This is a genomic window from Halorubrum tibetense (assembly GCF_055396225.1).
Window position 1 is genome coordinate 1990460 of the sequence record NZ_AP043742.1, and the last position, 17768, is coordinate 2008227.

At 67.4% G+C, this 17768-nt stretch carries 15 protein-coding genes; 6 read left to right on the top strand and 9 right to left on the bottom strand.

The genetic code is table 11. The features are described from left to right. Positions 1-17: 17 nt before the first annotated feature. The 5 genes from ACZ5TV_RS10015 to ACZ5TV_RS10035 form a co-directional block, all read right to left on the bottom strand. Positions 18-848, bottom strand: a complete 831-nt coding sequence (locus ACZ5TV_RS10015) for a DUF2103 domain-containing protein (RefSeq protein WP_379781279.1) — start codon at positions 846-848, stop codon at positions 18-20. 256 nt (positions 849-1104) lie between these two features. Beyond that, positions 1105-2268, bottom strand: coding sequence for an acyl-CoA dehydrogenase family protein (locus tag ACZ5TV_RS10020; protein WP_379781281.1), 1164 nt, complete (start codon positions 2266-2268; stop codon positions 1105-1107). A 59-nt stretch (positions 2269-2327) separates the two neighbouring features. Next, the gene (locus ACZ5TV_RS10025; RefSeq protein WP_379781283.1) at positions 2328-3560 is read right to left on the bottom strand and encodes a digeranylgeranylglycerophospholipid reductase; all 1233 of its coding nucleotides are present in this window, start codon (positions 3558-3560) and stop codon (positions 2328-2330) included. Positions 3561-3736: 176 nt separating this feature from the next. Next, positions 3737-4600, bottom strand: a complete 864-nt coding sequence (locus ACZ5TV_RS10030) for a 2-oxoacid:ferredoxin oxidoreductase subunit beta (protein ID WP_379781285.1) — start codon at positions 4598-4600, stop codon at positions 3737-3739. Positions 4601-4602: 2 nt separating this feature from the next. Next, complete coding sequence (locus tag ACZ5TV_RS10035) at positions 4603-6360, bottom strand: 2-oxoacid:acceptor oxidoreductase subunit alpha (protein ID WP_379781287.1); 1758 nt, start codon at positions 6358-6360, stop codon at positions 4603-4605. Between the two features lie 351 nt (positions 6361-6711). On the opposite strand from ACZ5TV_RS10035, the gene ACZ5TV_RS10040 reads away from it, so the two are divergent. Both ACZ5TV_RS10040 and ACZ5TV_RS10045 read left to right on the top strand, forming a co-directional pair. Further along, a complete protein-coding gene (locus ACZ5TV_RS10040) occupies positions 6712-7356 on the top strand; it encodes an FAD-dependent oxidoreductase (RefSeq protein ID WP_464383796.1) in 645 nt (214 codons plus the stop codon). A 69-nt stretch (positions 7357-7425) separates the two neighbouring features. After that, positions 7426-9012, top strand: coding sequence for a lipopolysaccharide biosynthesis protein (locus ACZ5TV_RS10045; protein ID WP_379782130.1), 1587 nt, complete (start codon positions 7426-7428; stop codon positions 9010-9012). 70 nt (positions 9013-9082) lie between these two features. Here the strand turns inward: ACZ5TV_RS10045 and ACZ5TV_RS10050 are convergent, their stop codons facing one another. Beyond that, positions 9083-10183, bottom strand: coding sequence for a pyridoxal phosphate-dependent aminotransferase (locus tag ACZ5TV_RS10050; RefSeq protein ID WP_379782138.1), 1101 nt, complete (start codon positions 10181-10183; stop codon positions 9083-9085). A gap of 145 nt (positions 10184-10328) precedes the next feature. On the opposite strand from ACZ5TV_RS10050, the gene ACZ5TV_RS10055 reads away from it, so the two are divergent. Next, positions 10329-10820 carry a metal-dependent hydrolase gene (locus ACZ5TV_RS10055; protein WP_379782132.1) on the top strand — a complete coding sequence of 164 codons (492 nt, stop codon included), beginning with the start codon at positions 10329-10331 and terminating at the stop codon, positions 10818-10820. 5 nt (positions 10821-10825) lie between these two features. On the opposite strand, the gene ACZ5TV_RS10060 is transcribed toward ACZ5TV_RS10055, so the two are convergent. Beyond that, positions 10826-11617 carry a PHP-associated domain-containing protein gene (locus tag ACZ5TV_RS10060; RefSeq protein ID WP_379782134.1) on the bottom strand — a complete coding sequence of 264 codons (792 nt, stop codon included), beginning with the start codon at positions 11615-11617 and terminating at the stop codon, positions 10826-10828. 125 nt (positions 11618-11742) lie between these two features. Here ACZ5TV_RS10060 and ACZ5TV_RS10065 point away from each other — a divergent pair, with 125 nt between their 5' ends. Beyond that, positions 11743-12039 (top strand): DUF7565 family protein, encoded by a 297-nt coding sequence (locus ACZ5TV_RS10065; protein ID WP_379782136.1) that lies wholly within the window; start codon positions 11743-11745, stop codon positions 12037-12039. A 121-nt stretch (positions 12040-12160) separates the two neighbouring features. Continuing rightward, positions 12161-13375: an ArsA family ATPase gene (locus ACZ5TV_RS10070; RefSeq protein WP_464383797.1), complete on the top strand. Its 1215-nt coding sequence runs from the start codon at positions 12161-12163 to the stop codon at positions 13373-13375. Between the two features lie 10 nt (positions 13376-13385). Here the strand turns inward: ACZ5TV_RS10070 and citZ are convergent, their stop codons facing one another. Continuing rightward, positions 13386-14528 (bottom strand): citrate synthase, encoded by a 1143-nt coding sequence (gene citZ, locus ACZ5TV_RS10075; protein WP_379778207.1) that lies wholly within the window; start codon positions 14526-14528, stop codon positions 13386-13388. Positions 14529-14686: 158 nt separating this feature from the next. After that, positions 14687-16579: a PINc/VapC family ATPase gene (locus ACZ5TV_RS10080; protein ID WP_379778209.1), complete on the bottom strand. Its 1893-nt coding sequence runs from the start codon at positions 16577-16579 to the stop codon at positions 14687-14689. A gap of 169 nt (positions 16580-16748) precedes the next feature. Here ACZ5TV_RS10080 and artA point away from each other — a divergent pair, with 169 nt between their 5' ends. Next, the gene (artA, locus tag ACZ5TV_RS10085) at positions 16749-17711 is read left to right on the top strand and encodes an archaeosortase A (protein WP_379778211.1); all 963 of its coding nucleotides are present in this window, start codon (positions 16749-16751) and stop codon (positions 17709-17711) included. Positions 17712-17768: the final 57 nt, after the last annotated feature.

The window sequence follows — 17768 nt, forward strand, 5'->3', positions numbered from 1 at the left end:
GGCGACAGGCCGCCGGCTTAGACGTCCTGTAGCTCCGCGTCCCGAAGGGCCTCGTTGAGGTCGGCGCGGACACGCTCGCCGGTCTCGCGGTCCATCGCGGTCGTGACGATCCGGTTCTCCTGTACGCTGGAGCCGTCCCGCAAGAGGAGCCTGACGTTACCGTTCGTGCCCGCGCGGGTCGCCTTCGCCCGGAGGCCGGTTCGGGACCCGGTCCCGCCGGCGTCGATCGGACCGGGAACGATCTTCTTGACGTGCGGATGGGCGGCGACCGTCTGGACGGCTTTCCGCCCCTTTCGATCGCCGATGAGCGTCGAGTGGGAACCGCCGATCTTCTCGCGTGGCGGGGTCTCGACCACCTCTAACGCGCGGTCGCCCCGCCGGTCGAGCACCCATCGAACCACGTCGCTCTCGGCGGCCGCCCACCCGTCCGGTCCCGTCCCGTTTGCCCCCGTTCCGTTCGTCTCCTTCCGGTTCGCATTGTCGCGGCCGGCGTTTGACCCCTTCCGGTCGGCGTCCGGCACGCGGTAGAACTCGTGGTGGAGCTGCGCGCGCGTCTCGCGGAGAGGGTCGCGCTCGCCCGCCGCGTACACCGTTTCGGGGCGCTTGCGGCGGACCTCGTCGGCGACGCGCCCAGCGAAGTTGCGGAGCTGTATCTGGCTCAGCTCCCTGTCGTTCTCCGGGCGGGTCGTTACGGCGGTGTGACCGACCACCTCGTCCTCGTCGAGCATCGTGAGCTCGGCGCGATCCGGGTCGAACTCGACGACGACCGCGTCGCTGTTCGCCGTGTTGCAGGTGAGACAGTAGTCCCCGGGCTTCTCGAGGGGCGTCCCACACTGCCGGCAGTCCATACCGACAGGACGGGCGTAGCGCGTAAAAACGCGTCCGTTCCGGACGGTGCCGTTCCGGTCAGTGGCGGCCCGAACGAGTATATAAGTGATAGGTGAGACTCGTGCGGCTGAACGCGAACGACGAGCGAGCGTCGTCGAAGGAGTATATAAGTAGTCGACAGCGACTCGCAAAGGAGTATATAAGTAGTCGACGCCGTACGGCCGACACTCTACGGCCGACGCCGCGCGATTCGAACCCGCGCGACTCGAACCCGCACTACTCGAACGCGGCGATCCCGGTGAGGTCCTCTCCGAGGATCAGGCTGTGGATGTCGTGGGTGCCCTCGTAGGTGTACACCGTCTCCAGGTTCGCCATGTGACGCATCGGGGAGTAGTCGGTGGTGATCCCGTTGCCACCGAGCATCTCGCGGGCGATCCGCGACTGGTCGCGGGCCATCCGGACGTTGTTGCGTTTCGCCATCGAGACGTGTTGTGGCCGGAGGTCGCCGCGCTCTTTCAGCTCCGCCAACCGATACGCGAGCAGCTGCGCGGTCGTGATCTGTGTCGCCATCTCCGCGAGCTTCTCCTGTTGGAGTTGGAACCGAGCGATCGGCCCGCCGAACTGGTCGCGATCGAGCGCGTACTCCCGCGCCTGCTCGAAGCAGTCGCGAGCCGCGCCGACCGCCCCCCACGCGATCCCGTAGCGGGCCTGCGTGAGACACGAGAGCGGCCCCTTCATCCCCTCCACGCCCGGGAGTCGGTTCTCGGCGGGGATCCGGACGTTCTGAAGGCTGATCTCGCCGGTGATCGACGCGCGAAGCGAGAGCTTGTCGTGGATCTCGTTCGTCGTCACGCCGTCGCGGTCCGTCTCGACGAGGAACCCACGGACGGGGCTGCCCTCGGCGGACGTCTCGCGCGCCCATACGACCGCGACATCGGCGATCGGGGAGTTCGTGATCCAGGTCTTCGAGCCGTTCAACACGTACTCGTCGCCGTCCGCTTCGGCACGCGTTTCCATCGCCGACGGGTTCGACCCGTGCTCGGGCTCCGTTAGTCCGAAGCAGCCGACCGCCTCACCCTCGCCGAGCGCGGGGAGCCAGTGTTCCTTCTGGTCGTCGCTCCCGAACGCGTGGATCGGGTACATCACGAGCGCGCCCTGAACGCTCGCCATCGACCGGAGCCCGGAGTCACACGCCTCCAGCTCCTGCATCAACAGCCCGTACGCCGTCTCGGAGACGTTCGGCAGGCCGTAGCCGTCGAGGTTGGGTGCGAAAAACCCCATCTCGCCCAGCTCAGGGATGATCTCCGTCGGGAACGTCCCCTCTTGGAAGTGGTCACCGATCTCCGGTCGAACGCGGTCCTCGACGAACTCCCGGGCCGTGTCCCGGATCAGCCGCTCCTCCTCGTCGAGATCCGACTCCAGCCCCACGTAATCGAGCATGAACGACCATGGGAGTCGGGTGGTCAAAAACGGATCGGGGACGGTTCGATCCCAACCGCTTACGCCAGCCGTTCGCGCGCGTACTTGGCTAACAGCGGGAGGTCGTCCAGATGGATCAGCTTCGCCATCGCTCGTTTCTCGCCGCGGTTGGCTTTCGCGAGCGTGTCGTCGTCGGTCCGGCGGAGGTCACGCATCAGCCGGTCGTAGCGCTCGTTCGGCGCGAGATACAACAGCTCCGTCAGCAGCAGCCGCGCGTTCATCCGCGGGGCGACCTCCTCGTGCCAGAGCTGGTCGTACAGCGCGAGGCTCTCGGCGTCCGTCGGCCGGTCGGCATCGGTGAGACACCGGTCGATAGTGGCCGCGGCCGCCCGCGCGGACTTCATCCCCTTGTGTATCCCCTCGCCCCACAGCGGGTCGATCGTCGGCACGGTGTCGCCGATGGCGAGGAACCCGTCCGTGTGCATCCGGCCGGGCCGCTGGATGTGTGCGGAGCCCCGGTGGACCTTCCCCTCCAGCACCTCGGCGTCCGCGAACCGCGGGTCGTTCTCGATCCAGTCCTCGAGGTAGCCGTCGACGGTCTGCCCCTCCTTCGCGAACTCGCGGTGCCGATCGTTCTGGATGTAACAGATCCCGACCTTCGCGGACGTCTCGCCCGTGGCGAAGATCCACGAGTAGCCGCCCGGAGCGATGTCGTGGTCCAACCGGAGCATCATCGAGCGGCGCAGGTCGGCGAACTCGGGATGGTCGAGGTCGACACCCTCCATCTCGTACTCGATCCCGATCGCTTGGTTCTCGCGTTCGAGGTCGACGACGTCGAGCGCCTGCGCGATCGGCGCGGCGGGCCCCGTAGCATCGACGACGATATCGGCGTACACCTCCTCGTCGCCGGCGTATTTGACGCCCTCGATGGTCCCGTCGTCGCCCAGGATCGGCCGGGAGACACGCGCGTCGAACCGGTACTCAGCGCCGGATTCGCGGCCGTCCTCCACGAGGAACCGCTTGAAATCCGCGAACTCCAGTACCGCTCCCGGCTGGTAGGACTCGTAGTAGTCGGAGGGCGACTCCAACACCACGTCGTCGGTGAACGACATCACGACGTCGTCGGGGATCCCGAACGACGCCATCATAGAGGGGAACGTCCCGGCGGTGGACTTGTTGCTCTGTCGCGGGAACTCCGCCTCCGATTCGGTTTCGAGTACGACGACGTCGTAGTCACGGGCCGCCAGATCGCGGGCACACTGTGCGCCCGCCGGGCCGGCACCGGCGATGGCGACGTCGTAGCGATCGGACATACACGTTACATACGGATCCGTGTAATTAGACTTGCCGGAACGGAACGGATATCGGCGCGAGACGCTCGCCGTCGACGGATTTTGGCGTCGCATGAAGGTCGGGATTCGGCCGCGAAACCCCCGGTCGACGCGGCGCTACTCGACGATCGAACCGGCCGGAAAACGACGCTTGCGTCTCAGTAGAACTCGCGGACCAGATCGGTCGCGCCCTCGGGCGCACCGTCGGGGATCACGGACATGTCCTCGTCGACGCCGTGCTGCTCGTGGTACGGAACCGACTCCTCGTCCTGATAGACGACGCCCTGATACTCCTTGTCCGAATCGAGAATGACGTCCTTCGCGGCGTCGCGATCGGACGGGTCGTGGTCCTCGTCCTGCAGGTCGACGAGCGAGTCGCGGAAGTAGTCGTACGTGTCGACGTCGTTGAACGTCACGCACGGCGAGTACACGTTGACGAAGCCGAACCCGTCGTGTTCGACTGCCTTTTGAATGATCTCCTGGTGACGCAGTGCGTCCGAGGAGAACGACTGGGCGATGAACGTCGCGCCCGACGCGAGCGCCAGCGCGTGCGGGTTGACGGGGGGTTGCTTCGGCCCGTTCGGGGTCGTCGACGTCTCGAAGTCCTCACGCGAGGTCGGCGATGCCTGCCCCTTGGTGAGCCCGTAGATCCGGTTGTCCATCACGACGTACGTCATATCGACGTTGCGCCGCACCGCGTGAACGAAGTGGCCCGCACCGATAGAGTAGCCGTCCCCGTCGCCGCCTGCGACCATCACTTCGATGTCGGGTCGAGCCATTTTGACGCCGGTGCCGACCGGGAGCGCTCGGCCGTGGACGCCGTGAAGCGCGTAGCTGTGCATGTACGTCCCGATCTTGCCGGAACAGCCGATACCGGCGACGACGAAGGTGTTGTCGGGGTCGTTCCCCGTCTCCGCGAGCGCCTTCATCATCCCGTTCATCGTGCCGAAGTCGCCACAGCCCGGACACCACGTCGGCTGCTTGTCCGATTTGAAGTCGGTGAATCTAATGTCTGAACTCATGGTTACGCCTCCACCCCCGCCGCGAGGGTCGCCTCGATCTCGTCTGCGAGCTCGTCCGCCTTGAACCGCACGCCGGTGTACTTGTTCACCCGGTCGACGCGTTCGAGGACGTCGTGTTCGACGATGTCCGCGAACTGCCCGGTCTCGTTACACTCCACGACGACCACGTTCTCCGCCGTGTCCACGGCGTCGCTGAGGTCGGGTCGCGGGAACACGTACGGCACCGACAACACCCGTACGTCGATCCCGTCGTCCTTGAGGAGGTCGAGCGCCTCGACGAGCGCGCCCTCGTTCGAGCCCCACGTGATCACGAGGTTCTCCGCATCGGCGTCACCGAACTCGCGCGGACTCCAGTCTTCACGGGCCTCGGCCGTCTCGACCTTCCGGTTCCGCTTGTCGACCTGCTCGACGCGCATCTCCGTGTCCTCGGTTCGCCGGCCCTGCTCGTCGTGCTCAAGGCCCGTGGACATGTGTGCGCCGTCGGCGGTTCCGGGGAACGCTCGCGGCGAGATGCCGTCCTCGGTGAGCTCGTGCGGTTGGAAGCCGCCCGACTCGCTCAGGTGATCGTCGACCTCGGCCTCGTCGACGACGAACCCTCGATCGATCTCCACCTCGTCCATGTCGAACGTCTCCGGCGTGAACGTCTCTTCGGTGACCGCCATCGAGAGGTCGGCAGTGAGATACACCGGGATCTGGTACTTCTCGGCGAGATTGAACGCCTCGACGGTTTTCCAGAAACACTCCGCGACCGTCGTCGGTGCGAGGACGAACCGCGGGATCTCGCCGTGCCCGCCGTACAGCATGTGGTTCAGGTCGCCCTGCTCCTGTTTCGTCGGCATCCCGGTCGACGGGCCGGAACGCATCACGTTACAGATGACGAGCGGCGTCTCCGAGGTGGCGATCAGCCCGAACGTCTCGGTCATCAGGTCGATCCCCGGACCGGAGGTGGCCGTCATCGCGCGTGCGCCGCCCCGGGCCGCTCCGAGCGCCATGTTGATCGCGGAGAGCTCGTCTTCCGCCTGAACGACGTGGCCGCCGTACTGTTCGATACGGCCTGTCAGATACGTCATCACGTCCGTCGCGGGCGTGATCGGGTAGCCGGCGTAGAACCGACAGCCGGCCGCGATGGCCCCCATCCCGATCGCCTCGTCGCCGTTGAGGAGGACGTAGTCGTTGTCGGTCGTTTCGAGGTCGTAGTCGAACTCGTGGTCGTACTCCTCGGCGACGTACGACTGGCCCGCGCGGGCCGCCTCCTTGTTGTTGTCGACGAGCTTCTGTCCCTTGTCGCCGAACCGCTTCTCCAGCGCGGAGTCGAGGTTCTCGATGGGGAACTCGGCGACCTCACACGCGGCGCCGAGCGCGACGACGTTCCGCATGATCGCCCCGCCGGCCTCCTCGGCCAACCGCTTGAGCGGCACGTCGATACCGACCATCTCGCCGGGGATCTCGACGTTCTGCATCGTCGTGCGCTCGCCGTCGTAGATGATCACGGACCCGTCGTGGAGCTCGTCGAGGTTCTCCTCGATCGTCCGGGGGGTCAACGCGATGAGCACGTCGAGTCTGTCCACGACGCTCTGTACCTTGTCGACGGAGGTCCGCACCTTGTACGCGGTGTACCCACCGCGGATCCGGGAGGCGAAGTCCTTCGACGTGAACACGTGTCGACCCGAGCGTGAGAGGGCCTGCGCGAAGATCTTGCCCGTCGAGTCGATGCCGTCGCCGGCCTCTCCGCCGACGGCCCAGTTGAAGTCCGCAACCATACTATGTCGATGGTTTTTCGGGACTAATCAAAAGGCTTCTGGAAGGAGCCACCGCCGTATTTTTGGACGAGTATACAACTACTCGCGAATATTGACGGATTATAGGCGGTGTATACCCAAAATAACCGTTTTAAATTGGGCAAACGTACACCGATCTCCGCACGATCGAAGCCACGCGTCGCAGCTGTTTTCGACGTTCGTCGATATCCCCGTGGATCAGCGCTCCGATCGGCGGAACGGCGCGTTGCTCGGCAGGCCCGCCCTCCGCTCAGCGGAATCGGTCGCCGTCCGGCCGCCTGCCCGCCCCGCCGGGACGGGAACACGTTTGTGTCCGAAGGCCGGATCGGCGGTATGGACGCGACAGTCGCGGTTACTGCGGTCGACGAGGTCGGACCGGACACGTACGCGATCCGGTTCGAGACGCCCGAGGGGCTCACGGCCGAACCCGGGCAGTTCGTCAAGCTCGGCACCGAGATCGACGGTGAACACGTCGCCAGATTCTACACCCTCTCCTCGCCGACCGTCGGCGAGACGTTCGAGGTCACGGTCGGTATCGACCCCGAAGAGGGCGGCGAGTTCTCCGCGTTCCTCGCGGCCGTCGAACCCGGCGTCGAGATGACGCTTGCGGGGCCGTTCGGCGACCAGCACTACGACGGCGAGGGCCGTGTCGTCGTGCTCGCTGGCGGGCCGGGCGTCGGCCCGGCGGTCGCTATCGCCGAGCGCGCGCTCGACGAGGGCGGCGAGGCAGCGGTCGTCTACCGCGACGACGATCCGGCACACGAGGCCCGCCTCGACGCGCTCCGTGAACGCGGGGCGACCGTCGCCGTTCTCGACGGCGCGGCCGACCTGACCGACCCCGTCGCGGACGCACTGACCGGGTCGGACGACGAGGGCGTGTTCGTGTACGGGTTCGGCGAGTTCGTCGCCGACGCGACGGACGCCATCGAGGCCGCCGGCGGCGACGCCGACGCCGCGAAAGTCGAGAACTTCGGGTAAGACGCGGCGGCCCGGGCCGCAACCGATCTCCTTAACGGCTGGAACCGGCTGGGGTCGAACGGATCGATAGTGGTGGCCGACTCGAACGCATGCGATGACTCCGACGGACGCGACGACATCGACGATCCCTCCGGAATCGCGCTCGACGAGCACGACGCGCTCGTGACGATCGCTCACGGCGCGGTCGTCACGTCGGGTGCGGTGTCCGCACAGCGCGCGCTCACGACCGCGACCGAGTTCGTTCTCACTCGTGGGCTCGGCCCGGTCACGTACGGTGTCTACGCGTACGCGTGGCGCATCACCCAGGTCCTCGTCCGGCTCGTCACGTTCGGGAGCGTTCCGGCGCTGCAGCGATACGTCCCGGCTGCGAGCGACGACCCCGGCCAGCAGTCGCGCGTCACCGGCCTGGCGTACGCGACGACGATCGCGATGGGCGTCCTGTTCGCCGTCGGGATATGGGTTCTCGCGCCCTCGATCAACGAGTGGACCGTCTCCGACCCGTCGTTCACCCCGACGCTCAGGCTCTTCGGACCGCTTATCGGACTGTTGGGGCTCGTCAGTGTTGCCGCCGCCGTGTTCCGTGCGATCGGCTCCGCCCGCGGCGAGGTCGCGTTCAACAAGCTGCTCCGACCCGGCGTTCGGCTCGTCGGTGCGAGTCTCGCGCTCGCGCTCGGCTATTCGATCGTCGGAGTCGCGGGCGCTATCGTGGCTGCGACCCTGCTGCTCGTCGTAGTCGGGGTTCCCGTCTCCGTGCGTGCGACGGGGATCGCCCCCACGTTACGTGGCGCACGACGGGAGTGCTACCGGTTCTACAACCACGCGGCCCCCGTCGCGATGAGCAGTTTCGGCAAGGTGTTTCAGAACCGTGTCGACGTGCTGTTGGTCGGGGCCCTGCTCACCTCCGTCGCTGCCGGGGTGTACAACGTCGTCCTCGTGTTGATCTCGCTCGCGTGGATCCCGCTCCTCTCGTTCAACCAGCTGCTGCCGCCGGTCGCTTCCGACCTGTACGCGGCCAACCGGATGGAGACACTCAACGGGGTGTACGGCTCGGTCACGCGGCTGATCGTCACGACCGTACTCCCACTGCTCGCGGTGCTCGGCGTCTACGGTGCCGAGCTGCTCGCCGTCTTCGGTCCGACGTACACGGCGGGGTACGTCCCCCTCGTCGTCTACCTCGGCGGCGTCTTCGTCGGCAGCGCGGTCGGGGCGACCGGGTGGCTCCTGATGATGACCGACCACCAGTACGCCCGGATGATCCTCGACTGGCTGCTCGCCGTCCTCAACGTCGTGTTAACGTACGCGTTCGTGGTTCGGTACGGGCTCGTCGGCGCGGCGCTCGGCACGTCGCTGGCGATCGCCGTCCAGAACGGTCTCCAGGTCCTCCTGCTCCGACGGTTCGAGGGGTTGTGGCCGTTCGATCGGACGTTCCTGACGCCGATCGCGGCCGGGGTCGTTATGGTCGGCTGTATGCTGGCGGTCCGCGAGTCGGTCGATGGCCTTCTCGGCGTCGTAGTAGGGACGCCCGTCGGGATCGGCGGGTACCTCTTGACGCTTCGCGTGCTCGGCGTCGACCCCCGAGACCGACTCGTCGTTACGGAGCTCGTCGCCAGCTATCGGACGGCCCTCTCGGAGTGGGTGCCCGTCGAGCGGCGGTAAGCGGTTGACGGGCCGACCCTTCCGTCCCGCGGTACTCCGGGCTACCCCATCGACTACCCGTCTCCCGTGCCTACTCGAAGTACTCGGCGAGCCGCTCGGCGGCCTCGACGGCCCGCGGAGTCACGAGGGCGAACCGGATCCACTCCTCGCGGGCCGTGCCGAACGTTTCGCCGGGCATCGCCGCGACGCCGACCTCGTCGATCAGCCGCTTGACGTTCGCCATCGTTCCGGGGAAGCCGTCGAAGCGCGCGAGGACGTAAAACGCCCCGTCCGGACGGGTGTACGCCGCGCCGGCCTCGTCGAGCCCGGCGGTGAACGCGTCGATCCGCTCGGCGAGCTGCTCCCGCGCCTCCGCGTAGTAGTCGGCGTCGGTGGCGTCGAGCGCGTCGGCGACCGCGTACTGGGCGGGACGCGAGCCGGCGACGTTCACGAGCATGTGCCGCGCCTTCGCCGGGAAGGCGTGTGCATTCGGGAGGACCGCGTACCCCACCCGAAACCCGGTGATCGCCATCGACTTCGAGAACCCGCTCGTGACGATCACGCGGTCGGAGTCGAGCGTCAGCGCGGATTCGAACGTCCCCGTGAAATCGAAGTGGTCGTACACCTCGTCGACGACGACGAGCGCGTCGACCGCCTCGGCGACCTCGACGACTTCGCGAACCGACCCGATGTCGTACACCGCCCCGGTCGGGTTGTTCGGCGTGTTCAACACGATCAGCGCCGTCTCCTCGCTCGCGGCCTCACGAACCGCGTCGACGTCGAGGCTCCCGTCCCGTTCCGTCGAAACCAGTGTCGGCTCCCCGCCGAGCAGCTCCGTCTTCCCGGGGTAGTACGGGTAGACGGGGTCCATAAGCAGTGCCTCGCTCCCGGCGTCACGCTCGAAGGCTCGGGCCATCGCGAGGTAGTTCGCCTCCCCCGTGCCGTTGGTGACGACGACGCGGTCGACGTCGACGTTCCGGCGGGCCGCGATCGACTCCCGAAGCTCTCGAAGCCCTTCACTCGGCGGGTACTGGAACTCCGTGGATGGAAGCGTCGCGTACTCCGAGAGCGCCTCCCGGAGCGCCGCCGGCGGCTCCCAGTCAGGGTTACCGCTCACCATGTCGACCACGTCGCCGTCGGCGGCCTCGGCGTACTTCATCACGTGAAAGAACTTCGGCTCCTCGTACTCCATACCGACGCCTCGGGGGCGGCCGCCGTGGCTCTTTCGGGACGGGTCGTCGCAAGCGGTCCGTCCGTGGGGGCCGTCACCGTGATCGCTCTCGTCCCGCTCCGTCGCGATCCGTGCCTTTTGAGTCATCTCCACAACAGGGGCGTACATGAACAAACGCGGTCACGTGTTGAACGCGCTGTTGCTCGCCGTCGGGATCGGGTTCGTGCTCGAACCCGGAGTGAACGCCGACACCGCCACGAAGACGGCCCAGATCACCGTTCCGATCGTGCTCGGTGCGCTGTTCCCCGACGTCGACACGGCGTTCGGGAAACACCGTAAGACGCTCCACAGTCTCCCGGTGCTCGCGGTGTTTCTCGCGTACCCGATCGTCTTCGACAACCTTCACTTCGTGTGGATCGGCGTGCTCACGCACTACCTGCTCGACCTGGTGGGGAGCCGCCGCGGGATCGCGCTGTTCCACCCGCTCTCCGAACAGGAGTTCTCGCTGCCGTTCGGCGTGACGACGAGCAGCAAGTACGCCGACCTCGTCACCGTGATCATCACGGCGTTAGAGGTCGCGGCGTTCTGGGCGGTCCACACCTACGTCGTCGGGCTCGACCCCGACCTCTCGGCGACGACCGCCGGCCTCGGGATCTGAGGGGCTCAGCGATACACGCTCACGTCGTCGAACCGCCCCTCGTAGGCGACGTTCGAGGGGAGCGTCGGCTCGTCGCCCGAGAGGAACAGCCGGTCGGCTTTCACCCACGTGTTCTCGTAGCCGATATGCGCGAACTCGACGAGCCCCTGCAGCCGGTGGCCGAGCCCGCCGCGATGGACGACCGTCCGTGGACGGCCCTCGCGGAACGCGTCGACGACCGCGTCGGCGTCGTCCAGCTCGGCGTCGAAGGCGGTCCACGCCTCGCCGACCGTCGAGACGAGGTGAGCGTACGAGGAGCCGAACCCGGGTAGCGCCTCCTCGCTCGCGATCCGCTGTGCGCGGGCGTTCTGGTGGGGAAGCAGCTTCGTGTTGTACGTCTCGACCGCGTCGAGCCGGGCCGCGTGGGCGCGTATCTCCGGCCGGGTCAGGGAGATGCTCGCGAACGCGGGGTGGGGAACCAACACCGCGGCGTCCTGTCGGTCGAACTCCGCCATCGCGCCCTCGAAGGTGATGTAGTCGGGGACCGGCTCCGAGAGGCCGAGCGCCAGCAGGTGCCGTCGGTTCCCCCAGTCGCCGGTGAACACCTCGCGCGCGGGGACGACCGTGAGTTCGTCGTCGCTGTAACGGGTGGCGCGCTCGCGGATCGTCGGCAGCCGGGTGAAATGCGGGGCGTAGACGAGCGCGTCGATCCCGCGGTCCTTCGCGCGGGCCACGACGCGCTCGTCGAGCACTTTCACGTGGGCGTCGACGCGCGTTCGGGGTCGGCTCACGGGCCGCAGTACCGGGTACCGCGGCATAGGCGTGTCGGGTTCCGGTCGGGTGTCCGGCGTGATCGTCCCACCCGACCCGGACCCTTGTCGCCGCGTCCGCGGTGTCGCCCTCGGGGGAAACGGTTAATCCCCCGGGCGGGCAGTGTCCCGGTATGGTTCCCTGGGCGTGTGGGATCGAGGGCTGTGACGCCGTCTTCGACGGGGTCGAGTCGCTCATCCTCCACCAGACGCGCGATCATCAGCGCCACGAGTGTAAGGTGTGCGGGACGATCGTCCCCGACGGCTACTTCGCTATCCGGCACACGTTCGACGAGCACACCCGGGCGGAGTACGTCCGGGCGTATGACGCCGACTCCGGCGCGGTCCGCCGCCGCGAGGCCGTGAAACGCGAGATCGAGACGGAGGCGGACCTCCAGTCGGTCGTCGATCGACTCGACGGCTCGGTCTGATCGGTCGGCGGTCGTTGCCCGCGAGTTCTCGCCGGTTCGACGCTTCGCGTTCCTTTCCCACGTCCCGCTCCCGTCGCCTCGGACCGACGGGTACACAAACGCGCCGCTACCAGTATCGCGCATGGACGATATCGACGTCGAGCCGGTCGACCGCGTCGACGACCCGGCCGCTCCCGACGCGGGCGACGACGGGTCGGGCGCGGACGGACGCGGTACCGACGGGACTGGGGAAGGCGGAGACGGGGACCGTAGCACGGGCGACGGGGACGCGCTCGCCGTCGACGACGAAACCGCACTCCCAGCCGGAGTCGACGCGCCCGAGTACGTGCTGTACGGCGGGAAAGGCGGCGTCGGGAAGACGACGATGGCGGCGGCCACGGGGCTCTCCTCGGCGGCCGGCGGCGTCCGCACGCTCGTCGTCTCGACGGACCCCGCCCACTCCCTGTCCGACACCTTCGAGGTCGAGATCCCCGCGGAGCCGGCGCGGATCCGCGAAGACATCCCCCTGTACGCGGCCGAGATCGACCCCGACGCCGCGATGGACGAGGGGATGTTCGGCGCGGAAGGCGACCCACTCGGCGGGATGGGCGGGATGGGAGACGCGATGGGCGGAATGGGCGGCGGCATGGAGGGAATGGCGGCGGACGCCGCCGAGGGAATGGACGACGCTCCCGGATCGCTCATCGGCGGGACGATGCCCGGGGCGGACGAGGCGGCGGCGATGCGACAGCTCTTAGAGTACCTCGACGACCCTCGGTTCGACCGGGTGATCGTCGACACCGCGCCTACCGGCCACACCCTCCGGCTGCTCCAGCTGCCAGAGATCATGGACTCCATGATCGGGCGCGTGTTGAAGCTCCGCCAGCGGTTCTCTGGAATGATGGACGGGCTGAAAGGAATGTTCGGCGGCGGCGACGACGCCGACCCCACCGCCGACCTGGAGGAGCTGCAGTCGCGGATCGAGCGGCTACGCGGCGTGTTACAGGACCCCGAACGGACCGACTTCCGCGTCGTGATGATCCCCGAGGAGATGAGCGTCGTCGAGTCCGAGCGGCTCGTCGCGCGGCTCGACGAGTTTTCTATCCCCGTGAACACGCTCGTGGTCAACCGCGTAATGGAGCGCGTGAGCGGCGTCGCCGACGTCGACCCCGAGTGGATCGTCGAACCGAACCCCGAGAGCTGTGAGTTCTGCGCCCGTCGATGGGAGGTCCAACAGGCCGCCTTGCGGCGCGCCACGGACCTGTTCCGCGGTCGGGAAGTAAAACGCGTCCCGCTGTTGGCGAACGAGGTGCGCGGCGAGGCCGCCCTCCGCGTCGTCGCCGCGTGTCTAGACTAGTCGGGGGGTCCTATCGCTCGTCGATCGGGACGAACTCGGCGGAATCGGGGCCGGTGTAGCGCGCTCGCGGGCGGATGAGGCGATTGTCCGCTTGGTACTCCGCGACGTGTGCGACCCAGCCGCCGACGCGACTCATCGCGAAGATCGGAGTGTACAGGTCCATCGGGATCCCCATGCTGTCGTAAACGGACCCGGAGTAGAAATCGACGTTGGGGGCGATCCCCTTCTCGACGAGCCCCTCCTCCGTGAGGTACTCCTCGATGGCGGTGGTGTACTGGAGCCACGTGTCGTCGCCGGAGGCCGCCGCGAGGTCCCGGAGCCGCTCTTGGAGGATACGCGCCCGGGGGTCTTTCACCTTGTAGACCCGGTGGCCGAATCCGGGGACCCGTCGCCCCGCCTCCCGGGCGTCTTTCACCCACTCGACCGGGTCCTTGTCGGACTCGTGGATCTCGTACAGCAGCTCCATCACGTCCTGGTTCGCGCCGCCGTGAAGCGATCCGGAGAGCGCCCCGATCCCGCCGGTGACGCCGGAGTAGACGTCCGCCATCGTCGAGCCGATCACCATCGCCGTGAACGTCGAGGCGTTGAGCCCGTGGTCGGCGTGGAGCGTCAGCGCCTCGTCGAACGTCTCCTCGCTCACCTCGTCGGGCTCGACGCCGGTGAGCATGTAGAGGAAATTACCGGCGTGTGATAGCTCGGGGTCGGGGTCGATCGGCGGTTGCCCCTGTCGGGCGCGCTCGAAGGCAGCCAGGACCGTCGGGATCTTCGCCGTGATCCGCGCGCCCTGTTCGAGCGTCCCCTCGCGACCCTCGACCTCCGCACCGTCGTCGTACGCCGACAGCATCGAGGTCGCGGTGCGGAGGGCGGCCATCGGGCGCTCGCCCGCGTCGGCGAGCGTCCGAACGGTCGCGAGCACGTCCTCGTCGACGTCGCGCTCGTCCGCCAGCGACGTGGCGAACGACTCGAGCTCCTCGCGCGTCGGCAGCGACCCGTACCAGAGGAGATACAGGACCTCCTCGTAGCTCGCGTCGCGTGCCAGCTCCTCGATGTCGTACCCGCGATACACGAGCGTTCCGACCTCCCCGTCGACGTGACTGAGCTCCGACTCCGCGACGAGGACCCCTTCCAACCCGCGTTTCAGCTCGTCTGACATACCACGACCTTCCTACCACCATCAAAAAAGCGTTATCTTTCAGGAGGAACTGGATTCGACGATCGTCGATCACGGACGTGTGAAACGACGGACGACGGGCCGATCAAACGACGGACGACGATCGGAGGAACGCCGTCGGGGTGGCGTGTGAACCGGCGTTACCGCGCCGGGACGACCGTAATAGTCCGCTTCCGATCGATCGCGTCCTCCAGCTCCTCGGCGATGGCGGAGCCGCGCGACACCTGCACCTCGCCGCCGCGTCCGACCGTCGCGGTGAAGAGGTACTCCCCGTTCGCACGCACTTCGACCGTCTCGCCGACGCCCTCGTCGACGGCGAGCACGACGTGCCGGGAGGTGATCTCGGGTTGTACGACGGAGCCGCGCTCCTCGCCGACCTGTCCGCTCCCGGTCGACCCGCCACCGCCTCGACCGCCCGAACCGTTTCCGCTCGGGCCGTCGCTCGGCTTCTCGTCGTGGGTACGGACGTCGATCTCGATGCCGAGCCGGTTCTCGATGTCGGCGATCCGGCCGCCGCCCTTCCCGATCACGGTCCCGATGTCGCCTTCGCCGACGTAGACGATCGCCCCGTCGTTCCCCGTGAGCTCGACGTCGACGTGGCCGTGTGCCACCGCGCGGATCTCGCGTTCGATCTCCTGTTTGGCGATCCGCCCGACGCCGGTCTCCGACTCTCCGCTCTCCTCGTCGTTCAGGGGGACGGTGACGACCTGTCGGTTGAACGTGTAGATCTCGTACTCCGGCGTACCGGTCTCGAAGTTCCGGACCTGGATGACGGGGCGCGCGAGGTCCTCCGCGGTGAGCCCCGCAGGGACTTTCACCTCCGTCGTCACGTCGTAGACGGTGTGGACCTCGCCGGCCTCGATGTAGACGACCGTGTCGACGATCTGCGGGATCATGCCGAGCTCGACACGGCCCACGAGCCGCTGTAGCGCGTCGATCGCGCGCGAGGCGTGGACGACGCCCACCATCCCGACGCCGGCCATCCGCATATCGGAGAACACCTCGAAATCCTTCGTCTTCCGGACCTCGTCGTAGATCGTGTAGTCGGGCCGGACCAAAAGCAAGGAGTCGGCGGTGTTCTCCATCTTCCCGCCCAGCGCGCCGTACTGGGTGATCTCCGGACCGACTTGGAGGTCCCGCGGCTTCTCCATCGTCTTCACCGCGTAGTCGTTGTCGTTCAGGAACTCCGCGACCGCCTGCGCGAACGTCGACTTGCCGGCCCCGGGCGACCCGGAAATGAGGACGCCGCGTTTCCGTTCGAGGAACCGCTCGCGCAGCTCGTCGGCGAACTCGTAGTCGTCGAGCGTCGTCTTCGCGATCGGGCGGACCGCCGTGATCTCGATGCCGTCGGCGAACGGCGGGCGCGCGACCGCGATCCGGTAGTTCCGGTACTGGACGATGTCCATGCCGTCGTCGGAGAGCTCGATGAATCCGTCGCTCGACTGCCGCGCCAGGTCCACGATCGAGTTCGCCAGCTCGGCCATCCGCTCCTCGCTGGTCGTTTCCTCCTCGATGACCTCGTAGCGCATCTCCCCGAGGCTGCCGCGTTTCGCCTTCGGTTTCGTCCCCGACTTGAGGTGGACCGACATCGTCTCGTCGGTGAAGTAGTCCGCGATCGGGAGCTCGTCGACGACGCCGCGGGCGACTGGCTCCACGTACTCCACGTCGATCCCCTTCGCGCGGGCGACCTCCGCCTGAACGATGTCGCTGGAGAGGAGCGTCGCCCCTTCCGCGTCGGCGACGTCGCGGATCAGCGCGTCGACGTCGCCCTCGTCGGCGTGCGAGCGGGCGTCTCCGGTCGGTCGTTCGCCGACGTACCGCAGGCCGATCCGGCCTTCGTCGGCGAACTCGGCGAGCCGCTGGAGCTCGCTCAACCCGTCCCATCCCGACTCGAGCCCGTCGTTGGCCTGCGACTCCAGCTCGCCCACGACGGCTTCCGGGACGACGACGGTCGCGCCCTCGTACGTCCCGTCCTCGACGCGTTCGGACACGCGGCCGTCGACGACCGCACTGGTGTCCGGTACTACGTTCATACCGGCGTTCCGGGCGGGAACCGTATAAGCGTGTTCGACCGGGGCGGTCCGGGCCGGCCGGGGCTCGGATACGACCCAGTCATCCGATCACTCCGCCGGTGACGCCGACACCGGGGAGCGACGCGGACAACGACAAGGGCTTTATTCGACCGCCGCCGATTCGTCCGGTATGTTCGGTTCCGGCGTGCCGGCGATCCTGAGCACCCTCCCCGACACGTTCACCTTCGCGTGGGTCGTCGCGATCCTCTTCGGGATCGCGTGGGTACTCGACGCCCGCGGGCTCGCGCTCGGCCGGTCCCTCGCGGCCGGCACGTGGGGACTGTTCGGCCTGTTCTGGCTGACGATGGTGCCGTACTTCGCGTTCGAACACCAGAGCTACGTCGAGTCGATCCTCGCGCTCGTCGGCGTCCCCGCCTGCGCGTACGTCGGCTACTTGCTGTACGACGGTCGCGCCTCCCTGTTCACGCTCACCCGCGCGGTCGCGATCATGCTGTTCATCTACCTCCCGTTCGAGACGATCCCGGCGTTCACGGTCGCGGGAATGGCGATCCCCGAGCCACGGCGGGTGCTCATCGAGATCGTCGCGACCCACACCGGCGCGATGATCGACCTGCTCGGGTACGCTCCGGAGCGGGTCACGAGCAGCGAGGGGTTCGACGCCGCCTTCCGCTGGACGCTCGCGAGCGGCGAGACGATCCGGATCAACGTCGTGTTGGCGTGTACCGGGCTCGGGAGCATGGCGATCTTCGGCGGGCTCGTGGCCGCCGTCGACGGCCCGCTGAACCGCAAGGTCCGGGCGCTCGCCGTTTCCATCCCGCTTATTTACGTCCTCAACATCCTGCGGACGACGTTCATCACGGTCGTCGCCGGCAACCAGTACATGCACTGGCAGCCGGACCTCGTGTTGTTGATGTTCGGCGCGACAAATCCGCTCCGGGTCTCGTTCTTGATATCCGATCGGATCATCAGCCAGCTGCTCGCCGTGGTCGCGCTGATCGGGATCACCTATCTCGTCGCCCGGCAGCTGCCCGAGCTGGTCGTCGTCTTGGAGGACGTGTTGTACGTGCTCACCGGCGAGGAACACGACCTCACGGAGTCGCTCGACCTGCCTCGGGAGCCGACGAATACCTAGTTATATATAGTCCTATATAGCAAGATATAGGCGTATTTCCCCGATACATCGAACCCA